The sequence below is a fragment of the Helicobacter sp. 13S00401-1 genome, assembly GCF_002272925.1.
GTDB lineage: Bacteria > Campylobacterota > Campylobacteria > Campylobacterales > Helicobacteraceae > Helicobacter_I.
In genome coordinates this window covers 145116-163530 of sequence record NZ_MLAR01000002.1, presented here as the reverse complement: position 1 = coordinate 163530, position 18415 = coordinate 145116, and the positions used below count along the sequence as shown (strand labels likewise).

The following is an 18415-nucleotide window of genomic DNA, read 5'->3' as shown; positions in this document are numbered from 1 at the left end:
TCATTACTTAGCTTTTATCACACCGACTATTGCTACTGAAGAACCTAGTTTTATTTCTACATTATCATGCTTATTTAGGTCTCTAACTAGTACGCTGTGACCAACATCTAACTTAGATACATCTATAGTGTAGCTATCAGGTAGGTGTTTAGCATCGCATTTCACCGGTACTCTTTTATGAGATACAAGCAAAATACCTTTGTTTTTCAAACCTATAGGCGTACCTACAGTTTTTACAGGTACGCTGAAGTTTGCTACAACGCCATCTTGTGCTACCATTAAGTCTACGTGTAATATAGAGCCTCTAACTGGATGTATGTTATAGCTTTTTGCAACTACAAGCAGTTCTTTACCATCCACCTTAACAGGGAATTTGATACTGTTTTTTGAACGCATAAACTTTATAAAATCGTTTTCTTTAAAATAGCAGTGGATGTTTTCTATCCCCTTGCCATAAATATTAGCGATTAGATTCCCATCTTTCCTTAAGGCTTTTGCGTTAGCCTTTGAAATACTCTCTCTAATTTTACCTTCTAACATATGTACCTTTCTTTGATTAAACTAAAACCTGGATTCTACCTATAATAAGCTTTAAGTTATTTTAAAGTTGGGATATAGTTAGCAAGAGCTGCGATATCAGCATCACTTAGGTTACTAGCTGCACCGTGCATAATAGTTCCCATACCTTTTTGGTTTAAAGTACCAGCTCTATAACCTTCTAGGTCAGCTTTAATTTTAGCACTAGTCATTTGATTAACGATATCACTTTTGCCCATAGCATGTTTTTCCATTTTTAAACCATGGCATGCTGCACATTTACCAGAAACTATACCAGCTGCATCACTAGCAAACACTAAACCCGCCAAACCTAAACCTACGAATAATATTTTTAACATTGAATCTTCCTTTTTTAAAAAAATGTTCTCAATTTTAACCAGTTTTGAAAAAGAAGTAGCAAATACTAATCAAATTATTTAATAAAATTTCTTCCATAGAGCATAATAAACACACCAAGTAATATAAGCACTGCACCTACTATATCAAATCTATCTGGTTTAAATTTGTCAAAAACCATAGCCCAAACTATAGAAAATACTATAAATATCCCGCCATATCCGGCAAAAACACGCCCAAAAGTGCTAGTTTGAAGTGTGGCAACTACTCCATAAACTGCTAGCATAACCATGCCAAGTATACCTATCCATAATGGCCTATCATTTTTTAGCCATATCCAAACTAGATAGCCTCCACCTACTTCAAAAATACAAGCTAGCAAAAAGTAAAGTATAGATTTTATCAAAATACAAAACTCCTTTTACTTTTTAGGGCTATCTTTGACTACTTCCCAACACAAAATTGAGAAAACATGGAATCTAACATCTCTTCAGTATCAAACTCATGAGTTATGGAAGCTAGTCCTTTTAAAGCAGCTCCTATCTCAAGACTTGCTAACTCTAAGGTTCCTTCAGTTAAAAAAGGAAGGGCGGCTTTTAGACTTTTTAGTGAGGATTCTAACTTCAAGCTTTGTTCTTTTGAACTAAGCATAACTCCTTCATAGCTTACAGTATCTAAGATATCTTTTAATAAGTTTTTTAGCCTTATGATAGAGCTTAGATTTTTAGAACTTATACTTATAGTCTTAAGCTTGTAGTTATTTTGAAGCTTAGATTCTAAGTTGGTTTTAGATTCTAGATCATTTTTATTTAACACTGCTATGACTTTAGAATCTAGTGTGCTAGCAAATCTTAGTATCTCTAAGTCATCTTTTTCTAAGTCTTGTGAGCTATCAAACACACAAAGCACTATGTTACTTTTCTTTGCTGCTTCTAGGCTTTTTTTTATGCCTAGCTCTTCTATATCATCTTTACTTTTATGGATGCCAGCAGTATCAGAGACTTTTAAAAGGTTGCCATCTATATTTATATACTCACTTATAACATCTCTTGTGGTACCTTTTGTATCACTAACTATGGCCCTATCTTCTAGAAGTAAGGCGTTTAGTAAGGAGCTTTTACCGACATTAGGCTTGCCAATTATGGCTAGGTTTAGGCCTTCAAGTGAAGTTATAGCAAGTTTGGAGTTTTCTATGATGTTAGAAAACTCCAAAATTAGTTTATTTAGATAGCTTTTTATACTTTCTATTAATCTAGTATCTAGATCTTCTTCTGAGTAGTCTATCATGACTTCAATTTGGGCTAGGATAGTTATCATATTAGCCCTAATATCATGTATGTAGTTACTTAGTTTGCCTTCAAGGTTTTGTGCTAGCAAGAGGGCAGCTTTTTTACTTTTAGCTTGGATTAGTGCTGCCATGCTTTCAAGTTGGACTAGATCTAACTTGCCATTTAAAAAAGCCCTTTTGCTAAACTCGCCAGCTTCAGCTAGCCTTGCATCTAGCCTTAAAAGTAGGTTTAAGATCTCATTTGCAACTACAAAGCCACCATGGCATTGAAACTCAACTATATCTTCTCCATTAAAACTAAAAGGGGCTTTATAGTAGATGCATATGCACTTATCAAGTAGTCTATTTTCTTCATCTTTTATCTTACATAAAGTAGCAACACGTGGAAGTAAGTCTTTGCCAGTAAGTCTAAAAGCTAGTTCTTTGGCTTTAGGCCCACTAAGCCTTACTATATTTATAGTGCTTTGTTCCTTAGTGGCCAAGGCTACTATAGTATCAGTGTTAGTTTGTGTTAGGTCTTTCATTTAAAGTCATTAATGATTATATATTTCTTATCGCCTGTGCTTGTTCTAAAGGAGACATATTTATTAGGAAGGGCAGCCCTTAGTTTTTTAAGAGCTATATGGGCTAAGACTCCATCTAGCTCTTTGGTGCTAGAGCTACCTTTGCTTAGGGCTTCTTCTATGATAGGTTTTATATAGGCATCTATCATGGCTTCTTGATTTTTTAAAAATTGAGATACTTCAAGCTTTATATTAAAACCATAAACTGGTTGAATCCAGTTTGATAAAAGGTAAGAAAGTGCTTTATATCTATAACCCTTTTCACCTATAATTAATGCAGAATCTTTGCCGTCTAAAAAGATAAATAAGGTCTTATCATTATAAACACTAACTTCTATAGTGTCTAGCTCTAAAGGCATATAAGATAGTAAGTCTTTTAATTCTGCTTGCACAGTAGCACAAAGTTCATCTATATCTTTTTGCACTTTATGGCTGGTTTCTTTAGCTTTTGTGTCTTTATTTATGCGCTCTTTTAGGTCTAGATTTTGGTATTTATGTATATCAGATCTAGAATCTTTATGAGTGGTTTCATAGCCTTTTTTGTGGTACCCATCTTGTTTAATGCTGTTAAAGGCGGCATTTTCTTCTTTTGTATTGCTAGGTAGGGTAGCTTCTTGCTTTGTGTTAGTAAGTGTTAAATCCTGCCGAACTTTATCTTTATAATTTTCTTCTTTATAATTTTTATCTTGGAAAACCTTTTCTTGAGTGTGTAAGGGAGTAGTATTAACGTTAGATTTTGGTGTATTAGATGCGTTAAGTTTAGATTCTAGGTTTTGCAATTCTTTATCTTGTTTTATATGCTTAAGAAACTCAGCCTTTTCTGTTAAACCTTGAGTTGGCTTTGCCATATTTTTGATATGAGTTTCTAAGCCAGTTTTTTCAGCATTATTAATTTTTTTGAGATCTTTTAAGTCTGAGTTAAAATTTACGCACATCATAGCTTCTTGGCTACCTAGAGCATCCTTAAAATCCCTACTTTGATCTTTTAAGTTTTTATACTCTTCAGTGTTTAAGTCTTGCTTTTTTTGCGCTACTAATATGGCATCTTTCTTGCAAAACCCTAAGAATCCCTTTCTTGGATACTGTATAACTTCATATTCTATAGAAGTAACTGAGCACTTAAGCATAAGACTAGCTTTAGTGAGTGCTTCTTCTATGGTGAGTGCTTGTATTTTTGTCATTTAAATCTAACTTTTTTTATATTTATAATTTTATTTATGTTTTTTCTCTTCTTTTATAACTTCTTTCTCTCCATGTTTTAAAGCAAATTTAGCTTTTTTGGCAGCTAGGATTTTATTGATTGCAAGTTGTTGTAAGGCTGAGAATATATTATTAACAGTCCAGTAAAGCACAAGTCCTGCTGGGAAAGTTATCAAAAATATAGTAAATACAACAGGTAAGAGTTTAAAAATCTTAGCCTGAGTTGGGTCAGTAACTGGTGTTGGCGAAAGGGTTTGTTGTAAGTACATAGAAAGACCCATGATGATAGGAAGCACAAAGTAAGGGTCCATAACACTTAAGTCATGTATCCAAAAGATAAAGCTAGCACTTTTTAACTCAACTGCATTATATAAAACTCTATAAATACCAAAAAATACTGGAATCTGCAAAACCAAAGGAAGACATCCTCCTACTGGATTGGCTCCATTTTTCTTATAAAGCTCCATCATGGCAGCTTGAAGTTTTTGAGGTTCCCCTTTATGCTTAGCTTGAAGCTCTTTCATCTTTGGAGCTAGTTCTTTTAGCTTTTGCATACCAACCATACCTTTATAGGTAAGTGGGAAGAGGATTATCCTAATAATAAGGGTAACTAAGATGATAGCAAAGCCCCAGTTTCCTACATAGCCATGTAAAAAGTTTAAAAGCCAGAAAACATACTTAGCAAAAAAAGTTATCATTCCATATTCAATTACATTAGTAAGTTTTGGATCTATGGAGTGTAGTGTAGAGTAGTATTTTGGTCCTATGTAGCCGCTAAATGTGACATCTTGTTTTTGTACATCTATAAAACTCATAGGTAATTTTTTACCTGTAGCTTGTTGGCCAACTATGACATCTAGGTTGTTTTTACTATAAAGCAAGGTTGTGTAGTATCTATCTACGCTAGCAACAAAGGTTGAGTTTGGATAAGCCTCTCCTTCTTTTTTAGCATCCCCATCTTCTATCTTTTCTATAGAGCCACTAGCTTTCTCTAATAAAACTCCATTAAATGCGTAGTTTTCACCATCTGCAGTTGGCCTAGCACCATTACTTAGTAAGTATTTTACAGGCTCACTAGTATGGATAGTAACTGTATAAGTTAGATTTGGGTTTATTAATAAGGTTTTAGTTATCTCTAACTTACCTAGTGTTTGGGTTAGTACTATGCTAACTGGGGTTTTTCCAAGATTTAAGATTCTTTCTTTTAAGGCTTCACTAGATGTTTCTAGTTTATAAGGAGTTTTAAAAGCAAGCGCGTTTAAGTCTTCATTTGCAAATCTCACTTCAAGAGGCTTAGGTGAAGCGTCATTTGCAAAAATAGGTAGTCTATCAAGCTGTTTTTGCTCACCTTTTACTATGCCAACTAGCCTTTTTACGTGCTCTAAAAAGTGCTCTTGAGGTGGGTGGGTGAATTTAGGGTCTTTTAAGTAAACTTGTTTAATGCGCCCTAAAGAATCTATATCCATATCAAACTCTTTAGACTTAATAGTAAGAAGAGTGGAATCTGGACTATCTTTAGCAAGGTTAGGGACAGATTTTGTATTATTTTTTAAAGCATCAGTTTGTTTCGCTATGGCTGGTGCGCTATTTATACTTGTACTTTCTTTCGTCTCTGCACTAGCAAGCTTGGCATCTTTTGTGGTGTTTGTGCTTGTATGATGTGTGTTAGTTTCATCTGGAGCGAAATACTTTGACCAGATTACGATAACTACAAGAGCTGCTGCTATAGCTATTACAATCCTTAAATTGGGAGACTTGGAAGACTTATTCACTGAACACCTTTAAATAGATTAAACTAAGATTATATAAAATTTTTCAACTTTAATCAAACTGATATTATGCACTTTATACTTAAAGATTAAGTATCTTAAATGTGGAATCTTAATAATATTTTTTTGTTTTAAGAGGGGGGCTAGTTTTAAAAAGGCAGGTTTTGAGGCTAAGTTTTTAGAACTAGTGCTTTTTATAGGTTGCTTGATAGAGCTTTTTTTAGGCTTATTAAGTCTTAGTTTTAGTATAAAAGGGGCATTAAAACCACCTTTAAAAAGTGAATTACACCTTAAGATTCTAAGCAAGGTTAGCAAAAAGGCTAGCAAAAAGTTGTTGTACTTGAAGTTTAAAAAAGAGTAGCTAGAACAGGTTGGATGATAGATGCAAGTTGGTTTTTTTAGAGGGGAGATAAAGCGTTGATAAAGGCTAATTAGAACTAAGGATACATACTTCATAATATAGTAGATGATGGGGTGCTAGAGGCTTTTTGGCGACTTTTATCTTGTGATGTTTGGCTTGGTGTTTTTGTGTTAGGCCTAGTAGTATTTTGATTAGCATAAGGCTTTAAAAGCATCTTAGTTTTTGCTTTATTAAAAGAGTATAAGATGCCTTTTTCTAAGTCTTCATAGCTTAAAGCTTCTATACCTTTTCTACCTATGATAACGCAAGCTAAGCCTGTATTGTTTAAGTCTTTATAGAGTTTAAAAGCTATGCTTCTAAGGCGTCTTTTTATGAGGTTACGCTTTACTGCCCCTCCTATCTTTTTACCTATGCTAAGTCCTAGTAAAAAGGTAGAAGCTTGAGTTATGCTTAAGTTTAGTGGTCTTTGTTTTTTAAGTTTATAAAAGCTACTTAGTTCTAAAAGTATGATGGTAAAAGTGTCTTGATTGTACTTAAAGCCATTTTTGAAAACTATATCAAAGTCTTTGCTTGTCTTTAAGGAGTCAAACTCTTTTGGTGTCATACTCTTTTGGTGTGATGATTAGGACTTAGTGTCATTAAGAGATGCTTAGTCTTTTTCTGCCCTTAGCACGTCTTGCGTTTATGACTTTCCTGCCATTTTTTGTACTCATCCTTAATCTAAAGCCATGAGTTCTTTTTCTTGGTGTGTTGTGTGGTTGATAAGTGCGTTTCATAGTTAACCTTAAGTACAAATTAAAAGTTGTGATTCTAACTTATATATTATTTAATAAAGCTTAAAAAGCTTGTAAGTCTTTTTCTTGCTTGTAATGGGGTGTAAAACTTCTTAGCATCATCATAAAATATAAAAATAGCTATCTTTAAATGCAAAAAGATGGAATCTAGATTCTAAAAGCAGGTACTTTTTGGGGATATATCTAGCTTATATCCATCTTCTAGTTTAAAAAGTTCTTTTTTAAGTTGTGAAAAGTCTTTAGATTCTAAAGTTTTTTTATCCAAAAGACTTTCTAGTCTTCCTACAGCAGCCCTTGCTATCATAGCGGCGTTATCTGAGCAAAACTCTAAGGGTGCAAGTTTTAGCTCTATATCTTTTGTTTTAAGTAAGCTAAGAATCTTTTCTCTTAGCATGGAGTTAGCCGATGCCCCGCCAATTAATGCAAAAGTTTTTATATCTTTTTTAGTATCTAGGTATTTTTTAGTTTTTTCTACTAGGTGGGTTGTAGCACTTTCTTGAAAGGCTAGTGCAAGCTCTGCACTATGTGTGTCATCTAAGTTTCCTTGTTTTTGCAACTCTTCTACCTTAAGTCTTACTGCATTTTTAAGGCCTGAAAAGCTAAAATCAAGTGTATCTTTATGACGCAAAGGCACAGGAAAGCTAAAGCTAGGAGTATCTTTATAACTTTTTGCAAGTTTATCTATAATAGGCCCTCCTGGATAGGCAAGCCCTAGCATCTTACTAACCTTATCATAGCACTCCCCAAAGCTATCATCTAGAGTAGTTGAAACTAGTTTTACACATCTATAACCCTTAAACTCTATAAGCATGCTATGCCCCCCTGAGACTAAAAGTGCACTTAAAGGCTTTTCTTCTTCCCATAAAAAGCAAGAGTAGATATGGCCTAGGAGGTGGTTTATCCCAAAAAGAGGTAGATTATAAACTAGGCTAAGCATAGAAGCTAGCATCAGTCCTTCTAAGAGTGAAGTAGCAAGGCCTGGTTCAGTCGTTACACTAACTGCTATAACTTTTGGCATGGAATCTAAAAGCTCTTTACTTAAAAGTTTTGGCAAGTCTTTAGCATGCAGTCTGCTTGCAAGCTCTGGTACTATACCTCCATGCAAGTTATGAAAGCTTTCTTGAGATATCTTTTGATGGTGAAGCAAGGCTTTTGAGTTTAAGTCCATCAAAGCTATGGCGCAGTCATCACAGCTTGTCTCTATGGCAAGTACTAGCATTTTATCCCTTGAACTATTTGGTTAGGTATAATTTTACCTTTAAAAATATATAACATAAAAGGTATTATTATAATGTATGCAGAGTGGGAAAAACAAAGAGCGATCGTATTAATATATCCTCACAAGTTTTGTGACTTTAGGGATGATTTAAAAGCTGTTAGAAAAGTTTATGAAGAGATAATTAATAACTTAGAATGTGAAGTATGGCTTATAAAGCATACCCAAGATTCTATAAGGGCAAGTTTTAAAGAGAATGTAAAGATTATAGAGATAGATACTAATGATCTTTGGGCAAGAGATAGTCTAGCTATAAGCATAAAACCTAGCACCACCCATGCTAAATATGCTTACAAAAACTTTGGTTTTAATGGCTGGGGATTAAAGTTTGCTTCAGACTTAGATAATCAGATAAATACTCAACTTGCTTGTTTAGGCTTTCTCAAAAATATGAAAACTGAAAGTCTAATCTTAGAAGGTGGTAGTATAGATGTTAACTCAAAAGGCGATTTATTAACTAACACACAGTGTCTACTTTCTCCTAATAGAAACCCAGCCCTAACCCAAAAAGAAATAGAATCTAAACTCTTAAAAGAACTTAATATTAAGCAAGTTTACTGGCTTAATCATGGCTTTTTACTAGGTGATGATACAGATAGTCATATAGATACTTTAGCTAGATTTATAGATGATGAGACTATTGCTTATATCAAGTGTGAAGATCCTAAAAATGTACACTTTAAAGGCCTAGAGCTTATGGAGCAAGAACTAAAAAACCTTCCTTTTAAGTTAGTAGCACTGCCTTTTTGTGACTATATAGAAGATGGCGAGGCACTACCAGCAAGCTATGTGAACTTTTTGTTTTCTGGTACTAAGCTTTTAGTTCCTATCTATAATAAACCTAGTGATGATAAGGCCTTAAAAGCTTTGAGTGAGGCTTTGCCAAACTATAAGGTTGTAGGTATAAACTGTGAGGCTTTAATCAAGCAGCATGGAAGCCTTCATTGTATAAGTATGAATGTTCATTAAGGTATTTTTAGTAATTGTCATATTTGTTAAAGCAAGTATGACAAGCTGATATTAAAAAACTCTTTCTTTAGTGCCTTGCGCGCTATTTTTTAAGAAGCTTTATTTTGCATCAAATCAAATTAATGAAAGGCAAAATATTAAAAATGCTATGTTATGACTTTTAGTTGCTTGCTAGCATGTGACAAGTCTAAAGACTTTATAAAAGCTATCAAGCGTAGTGAAAAGACTGCATTTTAGCTAGCATTAAATGTTTTATAAAGATATTTAAAATGTTTGTGTGCAATCACTAAGCAAGGAGGCTAGAAACTAGCAAATCTTTGAAGTTAGCCTTTGAAGCAGAGACTAACTTCAAAGGTTTAAAGGTTTATATATTGACTTAAGTTTAAATACTAAGTCACTAAAAGTATTATTAGGCTTTAAGATTATATAGCCATAAGTCCATTAAAGTCATTTTCCACGCCCATAGCATCAAGCATGCCAGAGATCTCTCCTCTATGGTGGGTTGCGTGGTTAAGTACAGCCATCATCACTTGATATCTAGGTTTTATTATGTCTTTATTAGGAGTTACTAGTCTATATTCAGTATAAAACTCATCAATTGATTCTATAACTTCTATTATCATATCGCTTGTTGCAGCCCTAGCTTTTTTATAAGCTTCATAGTCATTAGCTATCTCATCTTTTAAACTCATATCTTCTTTTAGATAGTCTAGCTTTTTAACTCCTTTACCAAAGGTGCTAAACTTAGTTCCATACATTATCAAGTCTGCATTTAGTATATGATTTACTGTGCCTTGTAAGCTTTTAAAGTAAAGACCTCTATCTTTAGTAAGTTCATCTTTACTAAGCTTGCCAAGTATGTTAGCTACGTCTTCATTAGCTGTCTTGTTAAACTTTGCAAAAAGTCTTAAAGCGTCTTTTACACCTTGATTTTTCATGTTTGATTCCTTATTTAGTTTTGGGTTAGGGTGATATTTTAGTACTAAAACTTAAATCTAAACTCTTAGCACGCCTTAATCTTAAAGACTTAAGCCTCCACCCATGAAATGAAGCAGCTCTAGATTATCTTTTTCTTTTAAAGTAGTTATGCTCCATTTATCTTTTTTTACTATATCAGTGTTTAAAGATATGGCTACAACTTGCTCTTCAATATTTAGTTTTTTTAGAAGGCTTGATATGCTAAGTGGATTTTCTTCAAAGCTTAGCTCTTTGCCATTTATGGTTAGTAGCATTGGTTTTTCCTTGGTATTTGAAAGTATTGAAGTTCTATTATAATTGAAAAAAATATATAGGTTGATATATGCATTTTATAGAGGATTTTTATATTAAAAAAGGCGCTATGTTTATAGCAGATTCTCATTTTAAGATGGGAGATATAGCTAGATTTGACGCCTTAAAAGATATAAAAGATTCTCAAATCTTTTTAATGGGGGATATTTTTCATGTTTTAATGGGTAATCTAAAAAGAAGCATAAAAGAAAATCTAGACTTAATACATTTTCTAGAAAAACTAGCTAAGAAAAATGATATCTACTACCTAGCTGGTAATCATGATATGCATTTAACCCTTATAGATGAACTAAGTGGCATAAAAATCTTTCCTCATAAACTCCAACCTATCATCCTTAAAGATTACATGGATAGAATCTGTATCCTAGCCCATGGTGACTTATGGATTAATACTAGCTATGATGCCTATGCTAGGCTTATGAGTGAAGCTTTAAGTGGGAAATGCTTAAGATATTTAGATAAAATCACCTTTGGAAAGCTTTATAGCAAGATTAGAAAAAAAGTCTACAGTAAGCCTATTATTAGGATGCCTTTTAGCGAAGAAAGATTAGAGCGTTTTGCTAGATATAGGGTAGAGCTTTATAAAAAGAAAGTTTTTAGTGGGGTTTTAAAACACTATAAAAAGCCTTTAGATTCTAAGTTTTGCATCATAGAAGGACACTTTCATCTAAATAGGAACTATACATTTGATAATGTAGAATATGTTGGCTTAGATGCATTTTACTTTGAAGGTAAACCCTTCATCTTATAAAGACTAATTGAAAGGCTTGCATGGAAAAAAGTATAAAAACAAGGGGTTTAATCAATGAGATTGAGCTTGTGGACTTTAGAATAAGTGAGCAACTAGATGATGGAGAGGTTTATGAAGGGATTTATGGCATTAATGTAACTAAGGTTCAAGAAATCATCCAAGTACCAGAAACTTTTGAACTACCAGCAAGTCCAGATTACATATTAGGAGTTTTTGATTTAAGGGGCACTGTTATGCCTTTAGTTGATCTAGCTACTTGGCTAGGTATAAAAGATAGAGAGCTAAAAGTGCCACCTAGTAAAAAGCGAGTGATAATTGCTGAGTTTAACAACCTTAAGCTTGGATTTGTAGTTCATGAAGCAAAGCTTATAAGGCGTATAAGTTGGAGTAATATAGAGCCAGCTAGCTTTAGTAGCAGTGATGCTATAGGTAAGGAGAGAGTAACTGCTGTTACTAGGATAGAAGATGGAAGGACTATGCTTATATTAGATTTAGAAAAGATTCTAAGTGATTTAGACTTCTATAAAGATGTTATCTCTAAGCAAGATAAAGAAGAAAGAAAAAGATTTAGCGGGACCGTTTTAATAGTAGATGATAGTACTATAGCTAGAAGCCTTATAAAGAAAAGTCTTAAAGGTATGGGCTTTGATGTTATAGAGGCAAAAGATGGAGAAGCTGGGCTTAAGGCTTTAGATGAGATAGTAAAAGAGCACCCTAAAGACTTACATAGCTTTTTAAAACTTATAGTATCAGATGTTGAGATGCCGCGCATGGATGGTTTTCACTTTGCACAAAAGATAAAAGATAATCCAGTGCTTGAAAGCATTCCTTTAATCTTTAGTTCTTCAATCTGTGATAAGTATAGTCAGCAAAAAGGCTTAGATATAGGTGCAGATGCTTATATAGTTAAGTTTAATGAAGAGATATTTAGCGATGAGATAGCAAAAATCATGGAATGAAAAAAGTTTAAATATTTTAAACTTTTATCTAGAAACTAAGATTACACTTGCAAGTGTGATATACTAAAAAACTGTTATTTTTAATGAAAAAGAGGTACTTACTATGGATGAAATGCAAGAGATAATGGAAGACTTTCTAATCGAAGCATTTGAAATGATAGAACAATTAGATCAAGATCTAGTTGAGCTTGAAAATAATCCTGAAGATCTAGACTTGCTTAATCGTATCTTTAGAGTAGCTCATACTATTAAAGGTTCTAGCTCGTTTTTGAACTTTGATATTTTAACCTTCCTTACTCACAACATGGAAGAGGTCTTAAATAAGGCTAGGAAAGGAGAGTTAAAAATAACTTCAGATGTTATGGATGTGGTTTTAGAATCTGTAGACTTGATAAAAGCTTTACTAGTTGCTATAAGAAATGATGGTACAGACGCAAACAGCGGTATAGATGTTAGTGAGTGTGTAAGTCGTTTGCAAGCTATCTCAAAAGGTGATGAGCCTATAAAAACAAAGCGTGAGGCACCAAAAGCAGATTCCCAAACTGCTAAAGAAGATGCAAATGCCACTTTAAAATCACTTAGCGCAAAAGATGCTAAAGCAGACACTATCTTAGATGAAGAAGAAAAAGACTACAGTAAGATGAGTGATGCTGAAGTTGAAGCTGAGATAGCAAGGCTGCTTAGCAAAAGACAAGAAGAAGATAGAAAACTTAGAGAAGAGCAAAAAAAGCAAGGAATAGTTGCTGATATACAAGCACCAAAAGATATAGAAGTTTCTAAGGACACTTCTATTAAAACGCCTAAAACGCCTAAAAGTGAAACTTCAAAAATTGACATCCCTAAAAGCTATGCATCTAGAGATGAGAGTAAGCATGAAGACCATGGCGGACATGATTTTGTGCATAAAAGTCCTCTAGGAGATTCTAAAGCTAAGGATGGAAAGTCTCCTTCAGTTGCTGTAGAACCGACTGTAAGAGTAGATGTAAAAAGACTAGATCATTTAATGAACCTAATAGGCGAGCTAGTTTTAGGTAAAAATAGACTTATAAGAATCTATGGCGATGTTGAAGAAAGATATGAGGGTGAGCGCTTTTTAGAAGAGCTTAATCAAGTAGTATCTTCTATAAGTACAGTTACTACTGACTTACAGCTTGCTGTTATGAAAACTAGAATGCTTCCTGTTGGAAAAGTCTTTAATAGATTCCCGCGTATGGTAAGGGACTTAAGTCGTGAGCTAGGAAAAAATATAGAGCTTGATATAAGTGGTGAAGAAACTGAGCTTGATAAGTCTATAGTTGAAGAGATAGGTGATCCACTAATCCACATCATAAGAAACTCTTGTGATCATGGTATAGAGATGCCAGAAGCAAGACTAGCTGCTGGCAAAAGTGAGACTGGCAAGATAGATCTAAAAGCTTATAATGAAGGCAACCATATAGTCATAGAGATAAAAGATGACGGTAAGGGACTAGATGCTGATATGCTTAGAAGAAAGGCTGTAGAAAAGGGCCTTATGTCTCAAAAAGATGCAGATAGCATGACTGATAAAGAAGCTTACGCCATAATCTTTAAGCCAGGTTTTTCTACTGCAACTACTATCACTAATGTAAGTGGTAGGGGTGTGGGTATGGATGTAGTTAAAACTAATGTTGAAAGACTTAATGGCCTTATAGAAATAGATTCTGAAAAAGGTGTAGGGACAACTTTAAAGCTAAAGATACCTCTAACTTTAGCCATCATGCAAGCCTTACTAGTAGGTGCACAAGAAGAGTACTACGCCATACCTTTAAGCTCAGTGCTTGAGACTGTTAGGGTAGGACAAGATGAGATCTATACAGTTGATGGCAAGTCTGTGCTTAGACTAAGAGATGAGGTCTTAAGCTTAGTAAGGCTAGCTGATATCTTTAAGATAGATTCTATCCTTGGTAATATTAGTGAGGTTTATGTAGTTATCATAGGCCTAGCTGAACAGAAAATAGGCGTTATAGTAGACTATCTTATAGGGCAAGAAGAGGTTGTTATAAAGTCTCTTGGTTATTACTTAAAAGGCACTGAAGGTATAGCAGGGGCTACTGTTAGAGGAGATGGTAAAATAACTCTTATAGCTGATGTTGCTGCTATGATGGATATGGCAAAACACGTAAAAGTAAGTGTTAATAATCTTATCTCTGAAGCTTCAAACTCTAAGGTAAAAAGTGCGCCAAGTGACTATATAGTACTAGCAGTTGATGATAGCACTACTGATAGGGCTATCATGAAAAAGTGCTTAAAGCCACTAGGTGTAACAGTTTTAGAAGCAACTAATGGTCTTGAAGCCTTAGACATGCTAAAAAATGGCGATAAGCAAATAGATGCCGTCTTAGTTGATATAGAGATGCCACGTATGGATGGTTATACTTTTGCTTCTGAAGTAAGAAAGTATAATAAGTATAAAAACCTCCCTCTTATAGCTGTTACAAGTAGAACTTCAAAAACAGATAGGATGAGAGGTGTTGAAAGTGGTATGACTGAGTATATAACTAAGCCTTACACACCAGAGTATCTACTAAATGTAGTAAAGCGCAATATCAATCTACCAAGTAGCTAGGAGTTAAGAATGACTGATAATAATGCACTAAAAGATGTATTTAGCAAGCAAAGAGCCAACGCTGAAGGCAGCAATAAAGTTGAAACTGAAAATGTAGTCCAGGTTATAGGCTTTATCATAGGTAGCGAAGAGTTTGCAGTTCCTATCTTAAATGTCAGAGAGATAGTAAAGCCTATAGAGTATACTCGCGTGCCTGGTACGCCTGATTATGTCTTAGGAGTTTTTAACCTTAGAGGTAATGTCTTTCCTTTGATTAACCTTAGGATGAAGTTTGGTATCCCTGCTATAAAACAAGATCAAGATACTAGGTATCTAGTTGTTAATCATAATGATGACATAGCTGGCTTTGTGATAGATAAACTAACAGAGGCTATAAGGATAGATGAAAGCGATATAGATTCCATCCCAGATACTTTAAATGAGCAAGATAACTTGATGTATGGAATCGGAAAAAGAGAAGATAGGCTAATAACTATCTTAAAAGTTGATAGTCTTTTAAAAAGAACATTTTAACCAGTAAGGGCTTTAATCAATGGACACTAAAGAGACCAAGATAAGAGCTAGCATAGTTGGAGCGACAGGCTATGTCGGATTAGAGCTAGTACGTCTTTTAAGTGCACATCCTAAAGTAGAGCTAGTAAGACTTATAACTCAAAGCTATGATAAAAAGCCTTATGGAAGTGTTTTTGGAAGCTTTGTGCATACTGATTATATCTGTTCAAGTGAGGATATAGAAGAGCTTTCTTTTATAAGTGATGTTATCTTTTTAGCCCTCCCTCATGGAATCTCAAGTGCTAAGATAACTTCTGATATATTAAGTAGATGCAAGATTATAGACATGGGTGCTGACTTTAGACTAAGTGATGTTAAAGTCTATGAAGAGTGGTACACCACGCATCACTCAAAAGAGCTTATAGACCAGGCAGTTTACGGGCTGTGTGAGCTTACTAGATCACGCATCAAAACAGCTAGGCTTTTGGCAAATCCAGGCTGCTATACAACTTCAAGCATACTGCCTTTATTTCCTTTGCTAAAAGAGGGCTTTATAGAATCTAAAGGCATCATTATAGATTCTAAGTCAGGTTTTAGTGGGGCAGGGAGAAGTGCTAGTGTAGAAAGCGTTTTTAGCGAGGTCAATGAAAACTTTAAGGCCTACAAACTAGCAAGCCATAGGCACACTCCAGAGATAGAAGAGAATCTAAGCATAGCAAATGGTGGCGAAGTAAAAGTACTTTTCACACCTCACTTAGTGCCTATGCAAAGAGGGATTTTAAGTGTTATGTACGCTAAACCTACTGTGAGCTTAGATTCTATAAAAGAGATTTATGAGCTTTATTATGGTAGGGAGCGTTTTATAAGGCTCTTAGATATACCACCTGAGACTAGATGGGTTAAAGGTACTAACTACTGTGATATCTATGTTACTTTAGATACTAGAACAGATACGCTAATAGTAGTTAGTGCTATAGATAATCTAATGAAGGGTGCTGCTTCCCAAGCCGTGCAGAATCTTAATATCATGTTTGGTTTTGATGAAGCTATAGGGATACCACTTATAGCCCCACTTCCTTAATGGCCTTTTTTTACACTAATAGTGTTTATATGCTAAGGCGTGATAACTAAAACTAGAAAATATAGAATCTAAAAAACTTTTAAAACTTCTAGCTTTTTAAAATAACTACAGCCACTAGTATAAGAACTATACCTATGTAGCCTATAAGCCTAAGTCTTTGCTTTAAGAAAAATCCAGTTACAACACTTCCTATGATGCCTATAGAGCCCCATAATACATAGGCTACTGAAAGTTTTATACCCATGCTTAAAGCTGTACTTAAAAGTAAAAATGAGATAACAACTAAGATAAGGGCTAAGATTCCAAGCTTGTAGCGTTTAAAGCCATTAGACTTAACTAAGATAGCATTAGCTAGTACTTCTATAAGACCAGATATACAAAGGATTACAAAAGACATCTTTACTCCTTAGTGCTTTTCGCCAGCTATAACTAGCACTATACCTATGAAGCCTAGGCTAACTCCTACTATCTCTTTAAAACTCATATGTTCATGAAAGATAAATATAGAGATAAGAAAGATAAGTATAAGCCCTGCTATCTCCCATATACTATAAGCTACACTTAAAGCTATGTATTTAAGGCAGAGGGCTAGAAAGATATAAGAGATTAGTATTAAAACTATCATAGTGAAGTTTGCAAGATAGATATTTGAGATAGCCTTTAGACTATAAAGAGCTATAGCTTCAAAGATGATAGCTGGTAAAAGTAAGAGATAGCCTTTAAGCTTAGTAAGCATAAATTCTTTCCTTAAGTAAATTTTTATCCAAAGCCTAGATTCTATCCACTTACATTCTCTTTGTCTATCTTTTTATAGTTGCATCTTTTTTCTAGTCTTTATAAATAAAGGCATAGAAAGTAGGGCTATAGCTATCACTACTAAAAAGTATACAGCAAGTCCATGAGGCATACTTTTATGAAAAGTGCTTGCAAGTATAGGTGTTAGTCCTCCAAAGATAGCATAAGCTATATTATAAGATGAAGAGATACCGCTAAATCTAACGGCTGCTGGGAAGCACTGAGTGGCAATTATAGGTGTTAAAACAGTTATGCCACTAAAAAGAGTAAGGATGATATATAAAGTCCAGATATTTGCTAGTGTGTAGGTGCTTGCATAAGCTGCATTGATAAAAAGATATGAGCTTATAGCAAGCCCTATGCTGCATATCACCATGCAAGTTACTGCGCCTATCTTATCACTAAAGTAGCCTATAACCACGCAACCTATGCACATGCATATAATCGCACTCATCTGCATATAAATAGTTATCTCTTTTGGAATCTTAAGGCTATCTTGCATGAAGTTAGGCATAAGTAAAAGCAAGATGATGACACAAGCTGTTAAAAGCCAAGTCATAGCCATATTAACCACAAAACCAAGTTTATAACTTTTAAAGACAGTTTTTAGAGGCAAGGCGTTTATAGATTTTTCTTTTTGCATCTCTTTAAAGGCTGGGGTTTCATGTAAAAAACGTCTTAAGTAGATAGATATCACACCAAAAGCCCCACCTAATATGAAAGGTATGCGCCAAGCGTACTCATGTATACTTTCTTGTGAAAAGATTTCATATATCACTACTGTTACTATACTACCTAATAAGATTCCGCCTACCACTGAAGCAGTTACAAAACCTAGACTTTTACCGGTATGTTGTGGGGCACTATGTTCTACTACAAAAACCCAAGCACCAGGTAACTCACCTCCTATGGCTATGCCTTGGAGGATTCTAACTAGTAACAAAACTATAGGAGCAGCGTAGCCTATGATGTCAAAAGTAGGCATAAAGCCTAGCACTAAAGTAGGTATGACCATTAAAAGGATAGAAAGCATAAAGACGTTTTTACGTCCTTTTTTATCTCCGAAGTGAGCCATTATGATACCGCCTAATGGCCTTGCAAAGTAGCCTGCAGCAAAGGCTCCATAGACATTTAGACTAGACCAAAAAGGGCTTAGATTAGCCGGGAAGAATAGGTCTTGAAAGACTTTGGCAAAAAAGACAAAGATGATGAAATCATAAAACTCTAACATGCCACCTAGGGATGAAAGACTTAGCGTTTTGATATCTTGCCTTGACATCTTTTTGTGTAAAGTTATCGTGTGCATGGATTAGGGCAACTCCAGTACTTGTAAATAGTGATTGTGT

General features: G+C 34.5%; 20 protein-coding genes. 6 read left to right on the top strand and 14 right to left on the bottom strand.

Annotation, left to right across the window (positions count from 1 at the left end):
- Positions 1 to 3 precede the first annotated feature (3 nt).
- From BKH43_RS02100 to tsaD, 9 genes are all read right to left on the bottom strand, one after another.
- Positions 4 to 540: a 50S ribosomal protein L25/general stress protein Ctc gene (locus BKH43_RS02100; protein ID WP_095228038.1), complete on the bottom strand. Its 537-nt coding sequence runs from the start codon at positions 538 to 540 to the stop codon at positions 4 to 6.
- Positions 541 to 596: 56 nt separating this feature from the next.
- Positions 597 to 896 (bottom strand): c-type cytochrome, encoded by a 300-nt coding sequence (locus BKH43_RS02095; protein ID WP_095228036.1) that lies wholly within the window; start codon positions 894 to 896, stop codon positions 597 to 599.
- A 74-nt stretch (positions 897 to 970) separates the two neighbouring features.
- Entirely contained in the window at positions 971 to 1300 is a 330-nt protein-coding gene (locus BKH43_RS02090) for a YnfA family protein (protein WP_095228032.1), read from the bottom strand.
- A 38-nt stretch (positions 1301 to 1338) separates the two neighbouring features.
- Positions 1339 to 2706, bottom strand: a complete 1368-nt coding sequence (mnmE, locus tag BKH43_RS02085) for a tRNA uridine-5-carboxymethylaminomethyl(34) synthesis GTPase MnmE (protein ID WP_095228030.1) — start codon at positions 2704 to 2706, stop codon at positions 1339 to 1341.
- The gene (locus BKH43_RS02080) at positions 2703 to 3926 is read right to left on the bottom strand and encodes a Jag N-terminal domain-containing protein (protein WP_095228028.1); all 1224 of its coding nucleotides are present in this window, start codon (positions 3924 to 3926) and stop codon (positions 2703 to 2705) included. The genes mnmE and BKH43_RS02080 overlap by 4 nt, the downstream gene beginning before the upstream one ends.
- A 30-nt stretch (positions 3927 to 3956) precedes the next feature.
- Positions 3957 to 5717 carry a membrane protein insertase YidC gene (yidC, locus tag BKH43_RS02075; protein WP_095228026.1) on the bottom strand — a complete coding sequence of 587 codons (1761 nt, stop codon included), beginning with the start codon at positions 5715 to 5717 and terminating at the stop codon, positions 3957 to 3959.
- Positions 5718 to 6166: 449 nt separating this feature from the next.
- Complete coding sequence (rnpA, locus tag BKH43_RS02065) at positions 6167 to 6679, bottom strand: ribonuclease P protein component (protein WP_095228022.1); 513 nt, start codon at positions 6677 to 6679, stop codon at positions 6167 to 6169.
- A gap of 34 nt (positions 6680 to 6713) precedes the next feature.
- Positions 6714 to 6851 (bottom strand): 50S ribosomal protein L34, encoded by a 138-nt coding sequence (rpmH, locus tag BKH43_RS02060; RefSeq protein ID WP_095228020.1) that lies wholly within the window; start codon positions 6849 to 6851, stop codon positions 6714 to 6716.
- Between the two features lie 172 nt (positions 6852 to 7023).
- Complete coding sequence (tsaD, locus tag BKH43_RS02055) at positions 7024 to 8088, bottom strand: tRNA (adenosine(37)-N6)-threonylcarbamoyltransferase complex transferase subunit TsaD (protein WP_095228018.1); 1065 nt, start codon at positions 8086 to 8088, stop codon at positions 7024 to 7026.
- Between the two features lie 72 nt (positions 8089 to 8160).
- Between tsaD and BKH43_RS02050 the strand changes: the two genes are divergently transcribed.
- The gene (locus BKH43_RS02050) at positions 8161 to 9114 is read left to right on the top strand and encodes an agmatine deiminase family protein (RefSeq protein WP_095228016.1); all 954 of its coding nucleotides are present in this window, start codon (positions 8161 to 8163) and stop codon (positions 9112 to 9114) included.
- A gap of 422 nt (positions 9115 to 9536) precedes the next feature.
- On the opposite strand, the gene BKH43_RS02045 is transcribed toward BKH43_RS02050, so the two are convergent.
- Both BKH43_RS02045 and thiS read right to left on the bottom strand, forming a co-directional pair.
- Complete coding sequence (locus tag BKH43_RS02045; protein ID WP_095228014.1) at positions 9537 to 10052, bottom strand: DinB family protein; 516 nt, start codon at positions 10050 to 10052, stop codon at positions 9537 to 9539.
- 81 nt (positions 10053 to 10133) lie between these two features.
- The gene (gene thiS / locus BKH43_RS02040; RefSeq protein ID WP_095228012.1) at positions 10134 to 10346 is read right to left on the bottom strand and encodes a sulfur carrier protein ThiS; all 213 of its coding nucleotides are present in this window, start codon (positions 10344 to 10346) and stop codon (positions 10134 to 10136) included.
- Between the two features lie 68 nt (positions 10347 to 10414).
- Here thiS and BKH43_RS02035 point away from each other — a divergent pair, with 68 nt between their 5' ends.
- The 5 genes from BKH43_RS02035 (at position 10415) to argC (ending at position 16274) form a co-directional block, all read left to right on the top strand.
- Positions 10415 to 11155, top strand: coding sequence for a metallophosphoesterase (locus BKH43_RS02035; RefSeq protein WP_095228010.1), 741 nt, complete (start codon positions 10415 to 10417; stop codon positions 11153 to 11155).
- A gap of 20 nt (positions 11156 to 11175) precedes the next feature.
- Entirely contained in the window at positions 11176 to 12114 is a 939-nt protein-coding gene (locus BKH43_RS02030) for a chemotaxis protein (RefSeq protein ID WP_095228008.1), read from the top strand.
- Between the two features lie 103 nt (positions 12115 to 12217).
- On the top strand, positions 12218 to 14701 hold the full coding sequence (locus BKH43_RS02025) for a chemotaxis protein CheW (RefSeq protein WP_095228006.1): 2484 nt from the start codon (positions 12218 to 12220) through the stop codon (positions 14699 to 14701).
- Between the two features lie 9 nt (positions 14702 to 14710).
- Positions 14711 to 15214, top strand: coding sequence for a chemotaxis protein CheW (locus BKH43_RS02020; protein ID WP_095228004.1), 504 nt, complete (start codon positions 14711 to 14713; stop codon positions 15212 to 15214).
- A 19-nt stretch (positions 15215 to 15233) separates the two neighbouring features.
- The gene (gene argC, locus BKH43_RS02015; protein WP_095228002.1) at positions 15234 to 16274 is read left to right on the top strand and encodes an N-acetyl-gamma-glutamyl-phosphate reductase; all 1041 of its coding nucleotides are present in this window, start codon (positions 15234 to 15236) and stop codon (positions 16272 to 16274) included.
- A gap of 88 nt (positions 16275 to 16362) precedes the next feature.
- Here the strand turns inward: argC and BKH43_RS02010 are convergent, their stop codons facing one another.
- The 3 genes from BKH43_RS02010 to BKH43_RS02000 form a co-directional block, all read right to left on the bottom strand.
- A complete protein-coding gene (locus tag BKH43_RS02010; protein ID WP_095228000.1) occupies positions 16363 to 16671 on the bottom strand; it encodes an SMR family transporter in 309 nt (102 codons plus the stop codon).
- Between the two features lie 9 nt (positions 16672 to 16680).
- Positions 16681 to 17010, bottom strand: a complete 330-nt coding sequence (locus BKH43_RS02005) for an SMR family transporter (RefSeq protein ID WP_095227998.1) — start codon at positions 17008 to 17010, stop codon at positions 16681 to 16683.
- Positions 17011 to 17082: 72 nt separating this feature from the next.
- The gene (locus BKH43_RS02000; protein ID WP_095227996.1) at positions 17083 to 18375 is read right to left on the bottom strand and encodes an MFS transporter; all 1293 of its coding nucleotides are present in this window, start codon (positions 18373 to 18375) and stop codon (positions 17083 to 17085) included.
- Between the last annotated feature and the right edge of the window lie 40 nt (positions 18376 to 18415).

Bases quoted from the DNA above. Each gene is read 5' to 3' on its own strand.
- BKH43_RS02005 (WP_095227998.1), bottom strand. From the start codon at position 17,010: ATGCTTACTAAGCTTAAAGGCTATCTCTTACTTTTACCAGCTATCATC.
- BKH43_RS02000 (WP_095227996.1), bottom strand. From the start codon at position 18,375: ATGCACACGATAACTTTACACAAAAAGATGTCAAGGCAAGATATCAAA.
- tsaD (WP_095228018.1), bottom strand. From the start codon at position 8,088: ATGCTAGTACTTGCCATAGAGACAAGCTGTGATGACTGCGCCATAGCT.
- mnmE (WP_095228030.1), bottom strand. From the start codon at position 2,706: ATGAAAGACCTAACACAAACTAACACTGATACTATAGTAGCCTTGGCC.
- thiS (WP_095228012.1), bottom strand. From the start codon at position 10,346: ATGCTACTAACCATAAATGGCAAAGAGCTAAGCTTTGAAGAAAATCCA.
- BKH43_RS02100 (WP_095228038.1), bottom strand. From the start codon at position 540: ATGTTAGAAGGTAAAATTAGAGAGAGTATTTCAAAGGCTAACGCAAAA.
- rpmH (WP_095228020.1), bottom strand. From the start codon at position 6,851: ATGAAACGCACTTATCAACCACACAACACACCAAGAAAAAGAACTCAT.
- BKH43_RS02010 (WP_095228000.1), bottom strand. From the start codon at position 16,671: ATGTCTTTTGTAATCCTTTGTATATCTGGTCTTATAGAAGTACTAGCT.
- BKH43_RS02035 (WP_095228010.1), top strand. From the start codon at position 10,415: ATGCATTTTATAGAGGATTTTTATATTAAAAAAGGCGCTATGTTTATA.
- BKH43_RS02020 (WP_095228004.1), top strand. From the start codon at position 14,711: ATGACTGATAATAATGCACTAAAAGATGTATTTAGCAAGCAAAGAGCC.
- BKH43_RS02095 (WP_095228036.1), bottom strand. From the start codon at position 896: ATGTTAAAAATATTATTCGTAGGTTTAGGTTTGGCGGGTTTAGTGTTT.
- BKH43_RS02025 (WP_095228006.1), top strand. From the start codon at position 12,218: ATGGATGAAATGCAAGAGATAATGGAAGACTTTCTAATCGAAGCATTT.
- BKH43_RS02045 (WP_095228014.1), bottom strand. From the start codon at position 10,052: ATGAAAAATCAAGGTGTAAAAGACGCTTTAAGACTTTTTGCAAAGTTT.
- rnpA (WP_095228022.1), bottom strand. From the start codon at position 6,679: ATGACACCAAAAGAGTTTGACTCCTTAAAGACAAGCAAAGACTTTGAT.
- BKH43_RS02030 (WP_095228008.1), top strand. From the start codon at position 11,176: ATGGAAAAAAGTATAAAAACAAGGGGTTTAATCAATGAGATTGAGCTT.
- argC (WP_095228002.1), top strand. From the start codon at position 15,234: ATGGACACTAAAGAGACCAAGATAAGAGCTAGCATAGTTGGAGCGACA.
- BKH43_RS02050 (WP_095228016.1), top strand. From the start codon at position 8,161: ATGTATGCAGAGTGGGAAAAACAAAGAGCGATCGTATTAATATATCCT.
- BKH43_RS02080 (WP_095228028.1), bottom strand. From the start codon at position 3,926: ATGACAAAAATACAAGCACTCACCATAGAAGAAGCACTCACTAAAGCT.